The following is a 13,510-nucleotide window of genomic DNA, read 5'->3' as shown; positions in this document are numbered from 1 at the left end:
TGAACGCCGGCGACCGATCCAGACCGTTCGAGGCTGGATTCGATCGGTAAGGTGTTCGTATGACTACCGGGGTTCGCCGCAGAATGGGAGTCGAGGAGCGGCGGCAGCAGTTGATCGGCGTCGCCCTCGAACTGTTCAGCCGCCGTTCTCCCGACGAGGTGTCCATCGACGAGATCGCGTCGGCGGCGGGCATCTCGCGCCCCCTGGTCTACCACTACTTCCCCGGCAAACTCAGCCTGTACGAGGCCGCGTTGAAGCGCGCGGCGGAGGATCTGGCGGGCCGGTTCGTGGAACCGGCCGAAGGGCCGCTGGGCGCGCGGCTGCTGCGGGTGATGGGGCGGTTCTTCGACTTCGTCGAGGAGCACGGGCCCGGTTTCTCGGCGCTGATGCGCGGCGGCCCGGCGGTCGGCTCGTCGACCACCAACGCGCTGATCGACTCCGTACGGCAGGCCGCCTACGAGCAGATCATCGCGCATCTGCGGGTGCCGGAGCCGCCGGCCCGGCTGGAGCTGGTGGTGCGCTCCTGGATCTCCCTCGCCGAGTCGACGGCGCTGATCTGGCTGGACGGGCGGCGCATCCCGCGCGAGGAGCTGCAGACGCAGCTCGTGCACGACTTCGCCGCGCTGATGGCCGTCAGCGCGGCCTTCGACGACGAGATGGGCGCCCTGGTCCGCCGCGTCCTCGCCGACGAGCCCGCCGACGGCCCGTTCAGCGACCTGGTGACCCGGCTGATCTCGCTGGCGTCCTAGGGGGTGTCTCCTAGCTCTCGAACTTCCGGTACGACGGGTCCAGTTCACGGACCTCCGCCGAGGCGTGCAGGGCCAGGCCCGCGGCCGGCTTGATGTGGTCCCGCAGGAGTTCCAGGACGGCCTCGGTGAGCTTCGCCTTGGTCTCCTCGGTACGCCCCGCCAGCAGGCCGATCATGACGTGCACGACGGCGTGCCCCTCGGTGTCGGGGCCGACCGTGGTGTGCTCGGTACGGCGGAACTGGGTCTTGCAGGCCGGGGGCTTGGCCGCCGCGATCTCCACCACGGTGGCGTGCAGCGCCGTGGCGAACCCCGGCCGATCGAAGTCCTCCGCCAGCTGCTCGGAGTAGTCGACGGTGATCTGCGGCATGGGTGCTCCTGTTCTGGGTCCGGACAGGAGCACCCTAACCGCAGCGTCCGTCAGCCGGCCCGGGTGAAGACCGCCACCGTGCGGCCCGGGACGGTGAACGTGCCCGATTCCTCCGTGTAGGCCGACTTCTTCACCACGGCGTCCGAACCGGACGCCTGCACCGGGTGCAGCCGGTATCCGTCACCGGCGAGCTGGGCGATCCGCTGCTCCTGGCGCTCGGGCGTCGCGTTGAACACGATGACGAGTTCACCCAGCTTCATGGTGATCACGCCGGGCGTCTCCTCGGTGCCGGACAGCGGGAAGGACAGCGCGGACTGCACCTGCGCGGCCGTGTCGAGGGAGAACGCCTTCTCCGTCGTACGGATCCTCAGCAGGTCCCGGTACGCGGCCGAGGCGCCCTCGATCTGCGGGCAGCCGACCTGGATCTTGGTCAGCAGGGCCTTGGCGTACGGCCACTTCGCCTGGTTGTCGGCGGCCGGGGGCAGGCCGCGGCCGAAGCCGTTGCCGTCGGCGCAGTTCCAGTGGATCGCGTTGAACCAGTCGCCGCTGTCGTAGGAGTTGCGGTCCAGGGACTTCGAGCGCAGCAGGTCGGTTCCCGCCTGGGAGAGGGCCGGGCCCTGCGAGAGGGTGGCCGTCGCCATGGCGAGTACCTGCATCCGCGCCCGGTCGGCGGCGCTCACCGACGACGGCAGCTTGAACGCGAGGGCGTCGAAGAGCGTCTCGTTGTCGTGCGCGTCGGCGTAGGCGAGGGCGTCGCCCGGGGCCGCCGCGTATCCGGCGGGCGCACCGTTGTAGTCGACCTCGGAGCCCTTGACCCGCTCGCCGCGCGTGTCGGTGAAGCGGTAGCCGGCGAGGTTGCCGGTCAGGCCGACCTTGATCAGGTCCTGGTAGTGCAGCAGCCGGGCCCTCTGCTCGGCCTCGGTGCCGTTCTCGGCGTTCGGGTTGGGCTCGGTGTACAGGCCGGAGGCGAAGCCCTGGACGCCGGGGTCGGCGTCGAAGGGGCCGCCGCCGCGCACCGCGTCACGGGCCCGGTCGGAGAAGGTGGCGATGCCGGTGCCGGCCATGTTCTTCTGCGTGGCCTGGACGAAGCGGGCGTCGTCGGCGATCTCGCCGAAGTTCCAGCCCTCGCCGTACAGGATGATCTGCTTGCCGTCGACGCCGTCCTTCTCCGGGGTCAGGGCGTCGAGGGCCTTGCGGACGGCGAGGATGTTCTCCTTCGGGTGGTGGCCCATGAGGTCGAAGCGGAAGCCGTCGACCTTGTACTCCTTGGCCCAGGTGACGACCGAGTCCACGACCAGCTTGCCCATCATGGCGTTCTCGGTGGCCGTGTTGGCGCAGCAGGTGCTGTTGGCGACCGAGCCGTCGGCGAGCAGGCGCTGGTAGTAGCCGGGGACGATCCGGTCCAGGACGCTGGTGTCGGCCTGGCCGCTCGCGGCGGTGTGGTTGTAGACGACGTCCATGACGACCCGCAGGCCGTCCTCGTTGAGCGCCTTCACCATCTCGCGGAACTCGACCGTGCGGGCGGTGCCCTCCGGGTCGGTGGCGTAGGAGCCCTCGGGGACCGTGTAGTGGTACGGGTCGTACCCCCAGTTGTAGGCGTCCTTCGCGGCCGCCTTCGCCACGCACTCCTGCTGCTTGTCGGAGTCGGCCGGGTAGGAGGCCAGGTCGCAGTCGACGGTCGCCTGCTCGGACTTCTTCTCGGGGATGGTGGCGATGTCGAACGCCGGCAGGAGGTGGACGTAGGCGGTGCCGGCCTCGGCGAGCTCGCGCAGGTGCCTGCTGCCGTCGCTGTCCTTGTCGGTGAAGGCGAGGTAGGTGCCCCGGTCCTTCGCCGTCCTGTCCGCCACGGAGAAGTCGCGGATGTGCAGCTCCTGGATCTGGGCGTCCTTCAGCGGCACGGCCTTCGGCTTCTTCAGCCCGTTCCAGCCGCTCGGCGCGAGGGACCTGTCGGCGAGGTCGACGACGAGGCTCCGCTTCGAGTCGGTGGTGAGGGCGACCGAGTACGGGTCGGTGACCTTGTTGGTGACGACCTCGCGGACGCTGGGCGCCCAGACCTTCACCACGTACCGGTACGGCTTGCCCTTCCAGGACTTCGAGCCGGTGACGGACCAGACGCCGGTGGCGGCGTCACGGCGCATCGGCTTGAGGGAGCCGTCCAGCTCCAGGGACACGCTCTGGGCGGTGGGTGCCCACACCGCGAGGGTGGGGCGGCCGTCGCGGAAGGTGGGACCGAGGTCCGCCCTGGTCGCGTCGTAGAGGTCGTCGAGCACTCCGGCGATCTGCACGCCGGTCGCCGACAGAACGGCCCCGTTGGCGGCGTACTGGGCGGCGACGAGCTGGCCGCGCAGGGCCTCGCGAACCCGGTCGCGGTCGCGCGGGTCGACGGACCAGGCGGTGTGGCTCTTCAGGTGCGGGAACTTCGCCTTCTGCGCGTCGGTGAGAGACGTCCTGCTGAGCCGCAGCCGGCGCTCGTCGGTGCTGGTCAGCACGCCCTTCTCGGCCTTGATGGAGCCGGTGCGGGAGTACAGCAGCTGGGTGGAGGCGGCCGCGTCGGAGCCGTTCCAGACGAGGGTGTCCCGATCGATCCAGACCGCCTTGGCGGTGGTCGGGTCGACGGCGGCCGCGGAGCCCGCGGGCTGCGGCAGCAGGTACTTCTCCTGGCCGTTCAACAGCCACACCTCGTGGCCGTTCGCCTTGAGGTCGAGCGACTGGTCGGTGGACAGGTCCTTCTCGTCGCCCTTGTGGATGATGTAGCTGAGGCTGGTGGCACCCTCGGTGAGCGGCACCTCGAAGACCGCGCCATAGGCATCAGTCTTCACCGGCTCGAGGGGTTTCGACCAGTCGGTGGGGTTCGCGGCACCCGTCCAGACGTGCAGTCCCCAGCCGTCGTAGTCGCCGTCGGCGCGGTGGTAGTGCAGGACGGCCTTGCTCTTGTCCTGCTCCGGGTACTCGGGCCGTTCGGTCCGGACGGCCTCCTTGCCCTGCTCGATCCAGATCTCGCCGGTCTTCGTGACGTCGATCGTGCGGTCGGCGGAGACGTCCTTGCCGCCCTGCTCGTCGATGACCAGGAAGCCCACGCTCGAGGCGCCCGGCTTCAGCTTGACGTAGGCGAAGGCGCCGTAGGCGTCACGGCCGGTGAACGGGTGGCTGTCCGGCCACTCGGTGGCCTCGCCGTCGGCGAGGTCGCCCCAGGCGTACAGGCCCCAGTCGGCGTAGTTCCCGTCCTCGCGCTTGTAGTGCACGATCGCGTAGTCGCGGGAGGAGGCGGTGGGGACTTCCTCGGCGGGCGGCGTGCCGGTGGCGGACGCGGCGGTGGCGCTCGCCGTGCGGCCCTTGGAGTCGATCACCACGGCCTTGTAGCGCAGGGCGGTGCCGGCGGGCACGTCCTCGCCGATGGTGTGGGTGACCTTGTACGGGGCGTGGTCGGCGGAGCCCAGGGTCCGCCACTTGCCGTTGCCGGTCTGCGCGGCGAAGACGACCCGGTTGAGCTGCCCGCCGTCGACGTCGGCCGTGATCTCGACGGTGCCGGTGGCTCCGGTGGCCGGGGCCTTCAGGGTGAGCGCCGGCTCGGTGGCGGGGGCGGGAAGCCTGCCGGCGGCCTTGAGGACGACGGCGGATCCGGCGGGGACGGTGACGGTGAGCTTGCGGTCGGCGCCGGACTTCACGGACCCCTCGGTTCCGTAGATCCCGTCGAAGGCCGTGTCCGCGGAGCCGGTCGTGAAGGTCGCGGTCTTCGCCTCGCCCGCGTTGTTGAAGGCGACGACGTACTCGGTGCCGGTCTTCGCGTCGGTGCGGGAGACGGCGTAGACGCCGGGGCCGTCGGCGGCGTAGCGCTCGGTCTGGACGCCGTCGGCGAGGGCCGGGTGGGCCTTGCGGAGCTTCGCGAGAGCACTGATCTGCCGGTAGAGCGGCGCTCTCGGGTCGTACGCGTCGTCGGCGTGGGTGCGGTCGGTGCCGAGCTGGTCGTCGTCGAGGTAGTCGGCGACCTTCGAGGCGAACATCGTCTGGCGGGCGTCCTTGTCGCCGCCCGCGCCGGTGAAGCCCTGCTCGTCGCCGTAGTAGATCACCGGGTTGCCCCGGTTGAGGAACATCAGCTCGTTGGCGAGGGAGGCCTTCTTCAGCAGCTCGGCGTCGCTCGCGTCCGGGTCGTCCTGCTTGAGGAAGGTCCCGAAGCGGCCCATGTCGTGGTTGCCGAGGAAGGTGACCTGCTCGTACGCGTTGGCCTTGTCGGTCGTGTACTTGTAGTCGTCGCCGAAGACCGACGCCAGCTTCTTCGCGCTGCCACCCTGGGAGGCGTAGGCGCGGGCCGCGTCCTGGAAGGGGAAGTCGAGGGTGGAGTCGAGGCGGCCCTCGGTGACGTAGGGGGCGGTGACGTTCGTGTCGGCGGAGTAGACCTCGCCGAACATGAAGAAGTCGTCGCGGCCCTTCTTCGCCGCGTAGGCGTCCAGGGCGGTCGCCCACTGCGTCCAGAACTCGGTGTTGACGTGCTTCACGGTGTCGATCCGGAAGCCGTCGATGTCGAAGTCCCTGACCCAGCGCTGGTAGATCTTCTCCATGCCCTCGACGACCTCGGGACGCTCGGTCCACAGGTCGTCCAGGCCGACGAAGTCACCGTAGGTGGCGGACTCGCCGGCCCAGGTGGAGTCGCCGCGGTTGTGGTACATCGTCGGGTCGTTGAGCCAGGACGGGACCTTCACGTCCTTCTTGCCCTCGGCGACGACCGGGGTGCGCGGGAAGGAACCGGAGTCGACGGCGGGGAAGTCGCGCTCGCCGTCCGCGTAGTCCGCGTCGTCGAAGGGCTCGCCGTCCTTCGTCAGGTACGGGAAGGCGCCCTTGGAGAGGTAGTCGTAGGACTTCTCCTCGTAGTCGACGACGTCGGCGGTGTGGTTGGTGATGACGTCGAAGAAGACCTTCATGCCCTTGGCGTGCGCCTTGGAGATGAGGGTCTCCAGGTCCTCGTTGGTGCCGAAGTGCGGGTCGACCTGGGTGAAGTCGGTGATCCAGTAGCCGTGGTAGCCGGCCGAGGCGTTCGCGCCCTCGCCCTGCACGGGCTGGTTCTTGAAGATGGGGGCGAGCCAGATGGCGGTGGTGCCGAGGCCCTTGATGTAGTCGAGCCTCTTCGTCAGGCCCTTGAGGTCTCCGCCCTGGTAGAAGCCCTTGTCGGTGGGGTCGTACCCGGTGGTGAGGCGGGTGCCGGCGAGCCCGCCCTTGTCGTTGCCGGTGTCGCCGTTGGCGAAACGGTCCGGCAGGACGAAGTAGAACTGCTCGCGGGTCAGGTCGTGCCGGGCGGGCGCCTTGGCCAGCGCCGCGTCCGACGGCGGGGGCGGCGGCGCGGCGTGGGCGGCGAGCGGCTGGACCAGCGCCGCGGCGAGCGCGGCGACGGTGACGGCCGCCACCCGTCTGCTGTGCACGGTGCGGCGCGTCCCAGGCGCCGGCCATCTCGGTATCACAGGCGTGAACTCCTTGCGATTACGGCTCATTCGGGTCCGACCCCGGGCGCGACGGTATCCCCGGAGCAACACTTGCAGCAAGGGTCGTGAAAGTAACGGAAAGGCATTTCACGACCCTTGCCCGTCCGCCGTGTCAGCAGCTGGACTTGCCCGCGTAGAGGGCGAGGGCGGTGTTCGCCCCGAGGGTGGCCGTGAACTGGCCGCTGGAGTTCACCGACACCGGGGTGTTGTTCTGCACGTTGCAGTACGTCCCCGCGGGCAGCGAGGTCTGGTAGGTGCGGGTCAGCGAGGACGTCTCGTGGTTGATGGCCACGTAGCCCTTGCTGCCCCGGCCGAAGGCGATCGCGTCGCCGCCGTTGTCCCACCAGTTGGTGACCGCCGTACCGCGCGTGGCGTTGCGGAAGGCGACCATGCTCTGGATCTCCGGCCAGGCGTGCTGGCACTTCCAGCCGTTCTGCCAGCAGGCGTCGACCCGGCCGCCGTTCGGCGGGCCTGCGTCGTGGTCGGTGAACTCGTAGCCGGAGTTGATGTCGGGCGCGCCGTACGGCCAGGCGAGCATGAAGACGTTGGCCAGGGTGTAGTTGGCGCCGTCCTTGTAGTTCAGTGTGGAGCCGTTGCGCTCGGTGTCGTGGTTGTCGACGAAGACCCCGGCGGACGCGTTGTTCAGGTAGCCCCAGCCCTCGCCGTAGTTCTTGAGGTAGGCGAGGTTCTCGTTGTTGAAGACCCGCTTGAGGTCGTAGGCGTAGCGGAACTCCTGGACGTCGCCGTTGCCGGTGTACTCGCCCGGCTGGACGGCCTCTCCGCTGCCGTAGATGACCTCCTGCTTCCAGTAGACGGAGGGGTTGGTCAGCCGGGACTTGATGTTCGCCAGGTCGGCGGTGTCGATGTGCTTGGCGGCGTCGATGCGGAAGCCGTCCACGCCCAGCGACAGCAGGTCGTTCATGTACCCGGCGATGGCGCCGCGCACGTAGTTCTCGCCGGTGTCGAGGTCGGCGAGGCCGACGAGCTCGCAGTGCTGGACGTGCCAGCGGTCCTGGTAGTTGCTGATCTGGGCGGTGCAGTCGTCGAAGTCGTACGACGAGTACAGCCCGGGGTAGGCGTACTTCGTGTACGACGAGCCGCCGGTGCCGGTGCCGTTGCCGGCCGACATGTGGTTGATGACGGTGTCGACGACGACCTTCACTCCGGCCGAGTGGCAGGTGTCGACCATGTTCTTGAAGGCCGTGCGGTCGCCGAGCCGTCCGGCGATCTTGTAGCTGACGGGCTGGTAGGACGTCCACCACTGGGACCCGGCTATGTGCTCGGCAGGCGGGGAGACCTGCACGTAGCCGTAGCCGGCGGGACCGAGGCGGGTGGTGCACTCCTTCGCCACCGAGGCGAAGTTCCACTCGAAGAGGACGGCGGTGACGTCCTTGGTGCCGGGCGGGGCGGCCTCGGCGGTGGTGGCGGGCGCGAGGAACGCCGCCGAGGCGGCGAGCACCAGGGCGCCCGAAAGGGCTCTGCTTCTGGCCATGTGGGGTTCCTTCACCGTTGAAGGGCAGTGTCACTGAAGGGACTTGCTGAAATCTTTCAGAAACCTTGCGGTGGCCAGATGTTAAAGGCCCGCTGTCCAAAAGGGCAGCGGGCCGTGTGAAGTTACTGCAAGAAGTTACCCGGCCGTGCTGAACCACACCGTGGTGTCGGCGGGCACCTTCACCTCGCCGTCGGCCTCCAGCACCTCACCGCTCGCGAGCAGCAGCCGCCCGTACGCCGGGGTCGTCACCGATTCGGCGCCGGTGTTGGCGACACAGACGAACTCCCCGCGCCGCAGCGCCAGCACGCCCTCGGGCGCCTTCAGCCACTCGACTTCGTCGCCCGCACCGAGGTCCGGCTGCGAGCGGCGGACGGCCAGCGCGGAGCGGTACAGCTCCAGGGTGGAGCCGGGCACGCCCGCTTGCGCCTCCACGCTCAGCTCGGCCCACTCCGCCGGCTGGGGCAGCCAGCTGCCGCCGCTGCCGAAGCCGTACGACGGGCCGCCGCGGGTCCACGGGATCGGCACCCGGCAGCCGTCGCGGAAGCCGTCCTGGCCCTCGCCGCGGAAGTATGCCGGGTCCTGGCGCACCTCGTCGGGCAGGTCGACGACGTCCGGCAGGCCCAGCTCCTCGCCCTGGTAGACGTAGGCCGAGCCGGGCAGCGCCAGCATCAGCAGCGTCGCCGCGCGGGCCCGCCTCAGGCCCAGCTCGCGGTCGCCGGCGGTGCGGATCTGGGTGCCGAGGCCGGGCGGGTTGGCGAAGCGGGTGGCGTGCCGGGTGACGTCGTGGTTGGACAGCACCCAGGTCGCGGGGGCGTTGACGGGGCGCATCGCCTCCAGTGTGCGGTCGATGACCGTGCGCAGCTCCTCGGCGTCCCATTCGGTGCCGAGGTACTGGAAGTTGAACGCCTGGTGCAGCTCGTCGGGGCGCACGTAGTTGGCGGTGCGCTCCACGGTCGGCGTCCAGGCCTCGGCGACGAAGATGCGTTCACCGGCGTACTCGTCGAGCACGTGCCGCCACTGGCGGTAGATCTCGTGCACGCCGTCCTGGTCGAAGAACGGCATGACATCGTTGCCCAGCAGCTTCAGCTGGTCGTGGGATCCCAGGTCCGGCAGGCCCTCGGCCTTCACCAGGCCGTGCGCGACGTCGATGCGGAAGCCGTCGACGCCCATGTCGAGCCAGAAGCGCAGGATGGAGCGGAACTCGTCGCCGACCGCCGGGTGGTCCCAGTTGAAGTCGGGCTGCTCGGGGGCGAACAGGTGCAGGTACCACTCGCCGGGGGTGCCGTCGGGCTCGGTGACCCGGGTCCAGGCGGGGCCGCCGAAGATGGACTCCCAGTCGTTGGGCGGCAGTTCGCCGCTGACGCCCTTGCCGGGGCGGAAGTGGTAGCGCTCGCGCAGCGGGGAGCCGGGGCCCTCGGCGACGGCGCGCTTGAACCACTCGTGCTGGTCGGAGGAGTGGTTGGGCACCAGGTCGACGATGATCCGCAGGCCCAGCTCGTGGGCGTCGCGGATCAGCGCGTCGGCGTCCAGGAGGTTGCCGAACATGGGGTCGACGGCGCGGTAGTCGGCGACGTCGTAGCCGGCGTCGGCCTGCGGGGAGGCGTAGAAGGGGCTGAGCCACACGGCGTCCACGCCGAGGTCGCGCAGGTACGGGAGTCGGGAGCGTACGCCTTCCAGGTCGCCCATGCCGTCGCCGTTGCTGTCGGCGAAGCTGCGCGGATAGACCTGGTAGATCACCGCCTCCCGCCACCAGTCGCGGCGCTTGGCGACGGTGGCGACGGCGGAGTCCGGTGCCGGGTCAACAGTGTGCTGGCTCATGGCGTCCTTGATGTGTAACCGATTCGAGGTCATGGAGGCGTGGGTACGGCGGCGGGGTGGGGTGACGAGGCGGCCGCGGTGACAGCGGGGTCGGATGGGCACCGCGGCCGCCACCCGCGCGGACAGGGCGCGGGAGTCGTGAGGGACGGGCGTCAGCCCTTGGTGCCGCCCGCGGTGAGTCCGGTCACCAGGTTCTTCTGCACGAGGTAGAAGAACGCGGACACCGGTATCGCGATGAGCACCGCGGTCGCGGCCATCAGGTTGCGCTGGGCGTCGTGCTCGCTGACGAAGCTCTGCAGACCGACGGCGAAGGTGTACTTCTCGTCGTCGAGCAGGAACGTGGTGGCGAAGGCGACCTCGCCGAAGGCGGTGATGAAGCTGTAGAACGCGGCCACCGCCAGGCCCGGCCGGGCCAGCGGCAGGATCAGCCGCAGGAAGGTGCCGAACGGGGAGAGCCCGTCGACGCGGCCGGCCTCGTCGATCTCGAAGGGGATGGTGTCGAAGTATCCCTTGAGCAGCCAGGCGCAGTACGGGACCGCGGTGGAGCAGTAGACGAGGATCAGGCCGAGGTAGGTGTCGATGAGCTGCAGCTCCGACAGGATCTGGTACATCGGCACGATCAGCACGGCGATCGGGAACATCTGGGTGCACAGCAGCACCCACATGAACTTCTTGTAGCCGGGGAAACGCATGCGGGACACCGCGTAGCCGGTGGTGGCCGCGATCATCACGCCGATGACGGTGGTGCCGAGCGAGACGATCAGCGAGCTCTTCAGCCAGTCGAAGAAGTTCGTCTCCTGGAGCACGAAGCTGTAGTTGTCCAGGGTCATCGTCGACCAGATGCGCCCGGGGTGCAGATAGTCGTCCTTGTCCGGGCCGAGGGACAGGAAGACCAGCCAGACGATCGGGAAGAGGGCGATCAGGCTCGCGATCGTGAGCAGGCCGTGGGAGACGAGGGTCGCGGCGAGGCTGCGCTCACTGCGCCGGCGCACCTTGGCGGGCGTGGGGGCGGAGCCGGCAAAGGCCTGGTCCGCGGTGGCGGACTTGGTGACGGTCGTGGTGCTCATGGGGGCTCCTGCCTCAGATCGCGGCTTGCTCATCGCGGTTCAGCCAGCGGCGGTAGAAGGAGGTGAAGACGATCAGAATGCCCAGCAGCAGGATGCCGTAGGCGGCCGACTCGGCGAACTCGCGCGGCTGCTGTCCGAAGCCGAGCTGGTAGGCCCAGGTGACCAGGATCTGCGCCTCCGGGGCGGTGTTGCCGAACAGCAGGAAGATGATCGCGAACTGGTTGAAGGTCCAGATCACGCCGAGCAGGATCACCGTGGAGCTGACCGTGCGCAGGCCCGGCAGGGTGACGTAGCGGAACTGCTGCCAGCGGCTGGCGCCGTCCATCTCGGAGGCCTCGTACAGGGTGCTGTCGATCGACTGCAGACCGCCGAGGAGCGAGAGCATCATGAACGGCACACCGCACCAGGTGTTGACCATGATCGCGGCGAACCGCTGCCAGAAGGTGTCCTCCAGCCAGGCCGGGGCCGGCAGGTGCAGGAAGTCGAGGACGGAGTTGATCAGGCCGGTGTCGGCGAGCATGAAGCGCCAGCCGAAGACCGTGGTGAACGTCGGCACGGCCCAGGGCAGGATCAGGATCAGCCGGTAGAAGGTGCGCCCGCGCAGCTTCTGGTTGAGCAGCAGCGCGAGGCCGAGGCCGATGGAGTAGTGCAGGGCGACACAGGCCGCCGTCCACACGATCGTCCAGATGAAGTGGGACCAGAAGCGGTCGTAGGCGGTCTCGCCCCACAGGATGTCGGCGTAGTTGTCGATGCCGATGAACTTGTAGGTGGCCTCGATCTCGTTGACACCGATCGTGCGCGCCGAGTTCAGGCTGTCGGCGTCGGTGAGCGTCAGGTAGAAGCCGTAGGCAAGGGGGTACAGCACCAGGGCGCCCAGGACGACGATCACCGGGGCGATCATCGCGTAGGCGTACCAGTGCTTCTGGTAGCTGAGCTTGAGGCGCCGGCCCAGCCCGGGCCGGGGACCGCGGTCACCGCTCCGCTTGCCGGTCGCACGGTCGATGGCGACTGTCATGGTTCGACAACCTTCTAGTGATTCGGCAGATCAGTCAGTACGGCTCACAGGCCGACGGCCGCCGGATCCTTCCCCCTCTGAAACGGAGGATCCGGCGGCCACGCGGCTTACTTGCTGAAGTCCGGGACCAGCTTGGCGATCGACGTCTCGGCGTTGGCCAGGCCCTCGTCCAGGGACACCTTGCCGCCGGCGACCTTCAGCAGCTCGTCGTCGAGCGGGCCCCACAGCGAGCTGTACTCGGGCAGCGCCGGGCGCGGCTGGGCGGCCGCGAGCACCGTCTGGTAGCCGGCGATGCCCGGGTCGGCCTTGACCTGCTCGGTGTAGGCGTCGTCGCGGGTCGGCAGCGTGTTGTTCTTCAGGGCGATGGTCTCCTGGGCCTTCGCGGAGGTCATGAAGTTCACGAACTTCAGCGCGGCCTTCTGGTGCGCCTCGTCCGAGCCCGCGTAGACGGACAGGTTGTGACCGCCGGTCGGGGCGCCCGCCTTGCCGGTGGAGCCGGCCGGGACGGTGGCGATGCCCAGGTTGTTCTTGTCCTTGAAGGCGGAGCCCTTGTAGAAGTTGGTGATCTCCCACGGGCCCTGGATGATCGAGGCGACCTTGCCGTTCACGAACGCCTCCTGGATGTGGGCGTAGGCGTCGGCGGTGGTGTCGGCCTTGTGCAGGCCCTTGCCGTCGAACAGGCTCTCCCAGGTCCCATAGCCCTTCTTGGCGGCGGGCGAGGTGACCGTGATCTTCTTGGCGTCGACGTCGACGGTGTCGGCGCCCTCGCCGTAGAGGAAGGACTGGGCGTAGTAGGCCTGGGTGGAGCCCCAGTAACCGTCGACGCCGGTCTTCGCCTTGATCTTGGCGGCGGCCTTCTTCAGGTCGTCCCAGGTCTTGGGGGCCTCGACGCCGGCCTTCTCGAACAGCTCCTTGTTGTAGACGAGGGCGAGGGTGTCCGTGGTGAACGGGACGCCGTAGGTCTTGCCCTCGTACTTGGCCTGCTCGAGCAGGTTGGACTTGAACTTGTCCTGCTCGGCGAGGGCCTCGGTGCCGTCCAGCGGCAGGAAGAAGCTCTTCTTGGCGAACGCCGGGGTCCAGCCGACCTCGGAGCGCAGCACGTCCGGGGCACCCTTCGAGCCGGCGGCGGTGTCGAACTTGTTCTGCGCCTGGTCGAACGGGACGTTGACGTACTTGACCTTGATGTCCTTGTTGGCGGCCTCGAACTCCTTGACCAAGGCCTGGTAGGTCGGCGCCTCGTTGGTGGCGTTGGAGGTGTCCCACCAGGTGATGGTGACCGGCCCGTCGGCCTTGTCGCCGCTGTCGCCGTCTCCGCCGCAGGCCGTCATCGCGAGAGCGAGGGACGCCACCAGCGCGGTGGCCGCTATGCCACGCCGCATGAGTTCTCCTTGAGGGTGAAAGCCCGTTTACCTACCGACTGCGCCATCGCGGCCGCCGGGCGACGTGAACGTAACAGCGATGCAATAGTTGCGAAAGACCTTGCAGAAAAAAAGTGCAAGACGTCTCGGAAGTTATCCGCGCGTGACCCGCC

At 68.9% G+C, this 13,510-nt stretch carries 8 protein-coding genes; 1 reads left to right on the top strand and 7 read right to left on the bottom strand.

From position 1 onward, the window contains the following. Window positions 1-59: 59 nt before the first annotated feature. Window positions 60-749 carry a TetR/AcrR family transcriptional regulator gene (locus tag ACSU6L_RS27005; RefSeq protein WP_437060857.1) on the top strand — a complete coding sequence of 230 codons (690 nt, stop codon included), beginning with the start codon at window positions 60-62 and terminating at the stop codon, window positions 747-749. Between the two features lie 10 nt (window positions 750-759). Here ACSU6L_RS27005 and ACSU6L_RS27000 read toward each other — a convergent pair whose 3' ends face one another. From ACSU6L_RS27000 to ACSU6L_RS26970, 7 genes are all read right to left on the bottom strand, one after another. Then, the gene (locus ACSU6L_RS27000) at window positions 760-1,116 is read right to left on the bottom strand and encodes a 5-carboxymethyl-2-hydroxymuconate Delta-isomerase (protein WP_437060855.1); all 357 of its coding nucleotides are present in this window, start codon (window positions 1,114-1,116) and stop codon (window positions 760-762) included. A 50-nt stretch (window positions 1,117-1,166) separates the two neighbouring features. Further along, window positions 1,167-6,566, bottom strand: a complete 5,400-nt coding sequence (gene pulA, locus ACSU6L_RS26995; protein WP_437060853.1) for a pullulanase-type alpha-1,6-glucosidase — start codon at window positions 6,564-6,566, stop codon at window positions 1,167-1,169. 133 nt (window positions 6,567-6,699) lie between these two features. Next, complete coding sequence (locus ACSU6L_RS26990; protein ID WP_437060851.1) at window positions 6,700-8,079, bottom strand: alpha-amylase; 1,380 nt, start codon at window positions 8,077-8,079, stop codon at window positions 6,700-6,702. A gap of 135 nt (window positions 8,080-8,214) precedes the next feature. Then, the gene (locus ACSU6L_RS26985) at window positions 8,215-9,897 is read right to left on the bottom strand and encodes a glycoside hydrolase family 13 protein (RefSeq protein WP_437060849.1); all 1,683 of its coding nucleotides are present in this window, start codon (window positions 9,895-9,897) and stop codon (window positions 8,215-8,217) included. A gap of 152 nt (window positions 9,898-10,049) precedes the next feature. Next, window positions 10,050-10,964 carry a sugar ABC transporter permease gene (locus ACSU6L_RS26980; RefSeq protein WP_437060847.1) on the bottom strand — a complete coding sequence of 305 codons (915 nt, stop codon included), beginning with the start codon at window positions 10,962-10,964 and terminating at the stop codon, window positions 10,050-10,052. A gap of 13 nt (window positions 10,965-10,977) precedes the next feature. Next, on the bottom strand, window positions 10,978-11,979 hold the full coding sequence (locus ACSU6L_RS26975; protein WP_437060845.1) for a carbohydrate ABC transporter permease: 1,002 nt from the start codon (window positions 11,977-11,979) through the stop codon (window positions 10,978-10,980). Window positions 11,980-12,086: 107 nt separating this feature from the next. Then, entirely contained in the window at window positions 12,087-13,358 is a 1,272-nt protein-coding gene (locus ACSU6L_RS26970) for an extracellular solute-binding protein (RefSeq protein ID WP_073942993.1), read from the bottom strand. Window positions 13,359-13,510: the final 152 nt, after the last annotated feature.

This window comes from Streptomyces sp. enrichment culture (assembly GCF_964272855.1).
Classification (GTDB): Bacteria; Actinomycetota; Actinomycetes; order Streptomycetales; family Streptomycetaceae; genus Streptomyces.
The sequence above is the reverse complement of the archived record's forward strand: the minus strand, read 5'-3'. Positions and strand labels throughout refer to the sequence as shown.

What these genes read in the sequence shown, in the direction of transcription:
- ACSU6L_RS27005 (WP_437060857.1), top strand. Translation starts at nt 60, where the DNA reads ATGACTACCGGGGTTCGCCGCAGAATGGGAGTCGAGGAGCGGCGGCAG.
- ACSU6L_RS27000 (WP_437060855.1), bottom strand. Translation starts at nt 1,116, where the DNA reads ATGCCGCAGATCACCGTCGACTACTCCGAGCAGCTGGCGGAGGACTTC.
- ACSU6L_RS26990 (WP_437060851.1), bottom strand. Translation starts at nt 8,079, where the DNA reads ATGGCCAGAAGCAGAGCCCTTTCGGGCGCCCTGGTGCTCGCCGCCTCG.
- ACSU6L_RS26985 (WP_437060849.1), bottom strand. Translation starts at nt 9,897, where the DNA reads ATGAGCCAGCACACTGTTGACCCGGCACCGGACTCCGCCGTCGCCACC.
- ACSU6L_RS26980 (WP_437060847.1), bottom strand. Translation starts at nt 10,964, where the DNA reads ATGAGCACCACGACCGTCACCAAGTCCGCCACCGCGGACCAGGCCTTT.
- ACSU6L_RS26975 (WP_437060845.1), bottom strand. Translation starts at nt 11,979, where the DNA reads ATGACAGTCGCCATCGACCGTGCGACCGGCAAGCGGAGCGGTGACCGC.
- ACSU6L_RS26970 (WP_073942993.1), bottom strand. Translation starts at nt 13,358, where the DNA reads ATGCGGCGTGGCATAGCGGCCACCGCGCTGGTGGCGTCCCTCGCTCTC.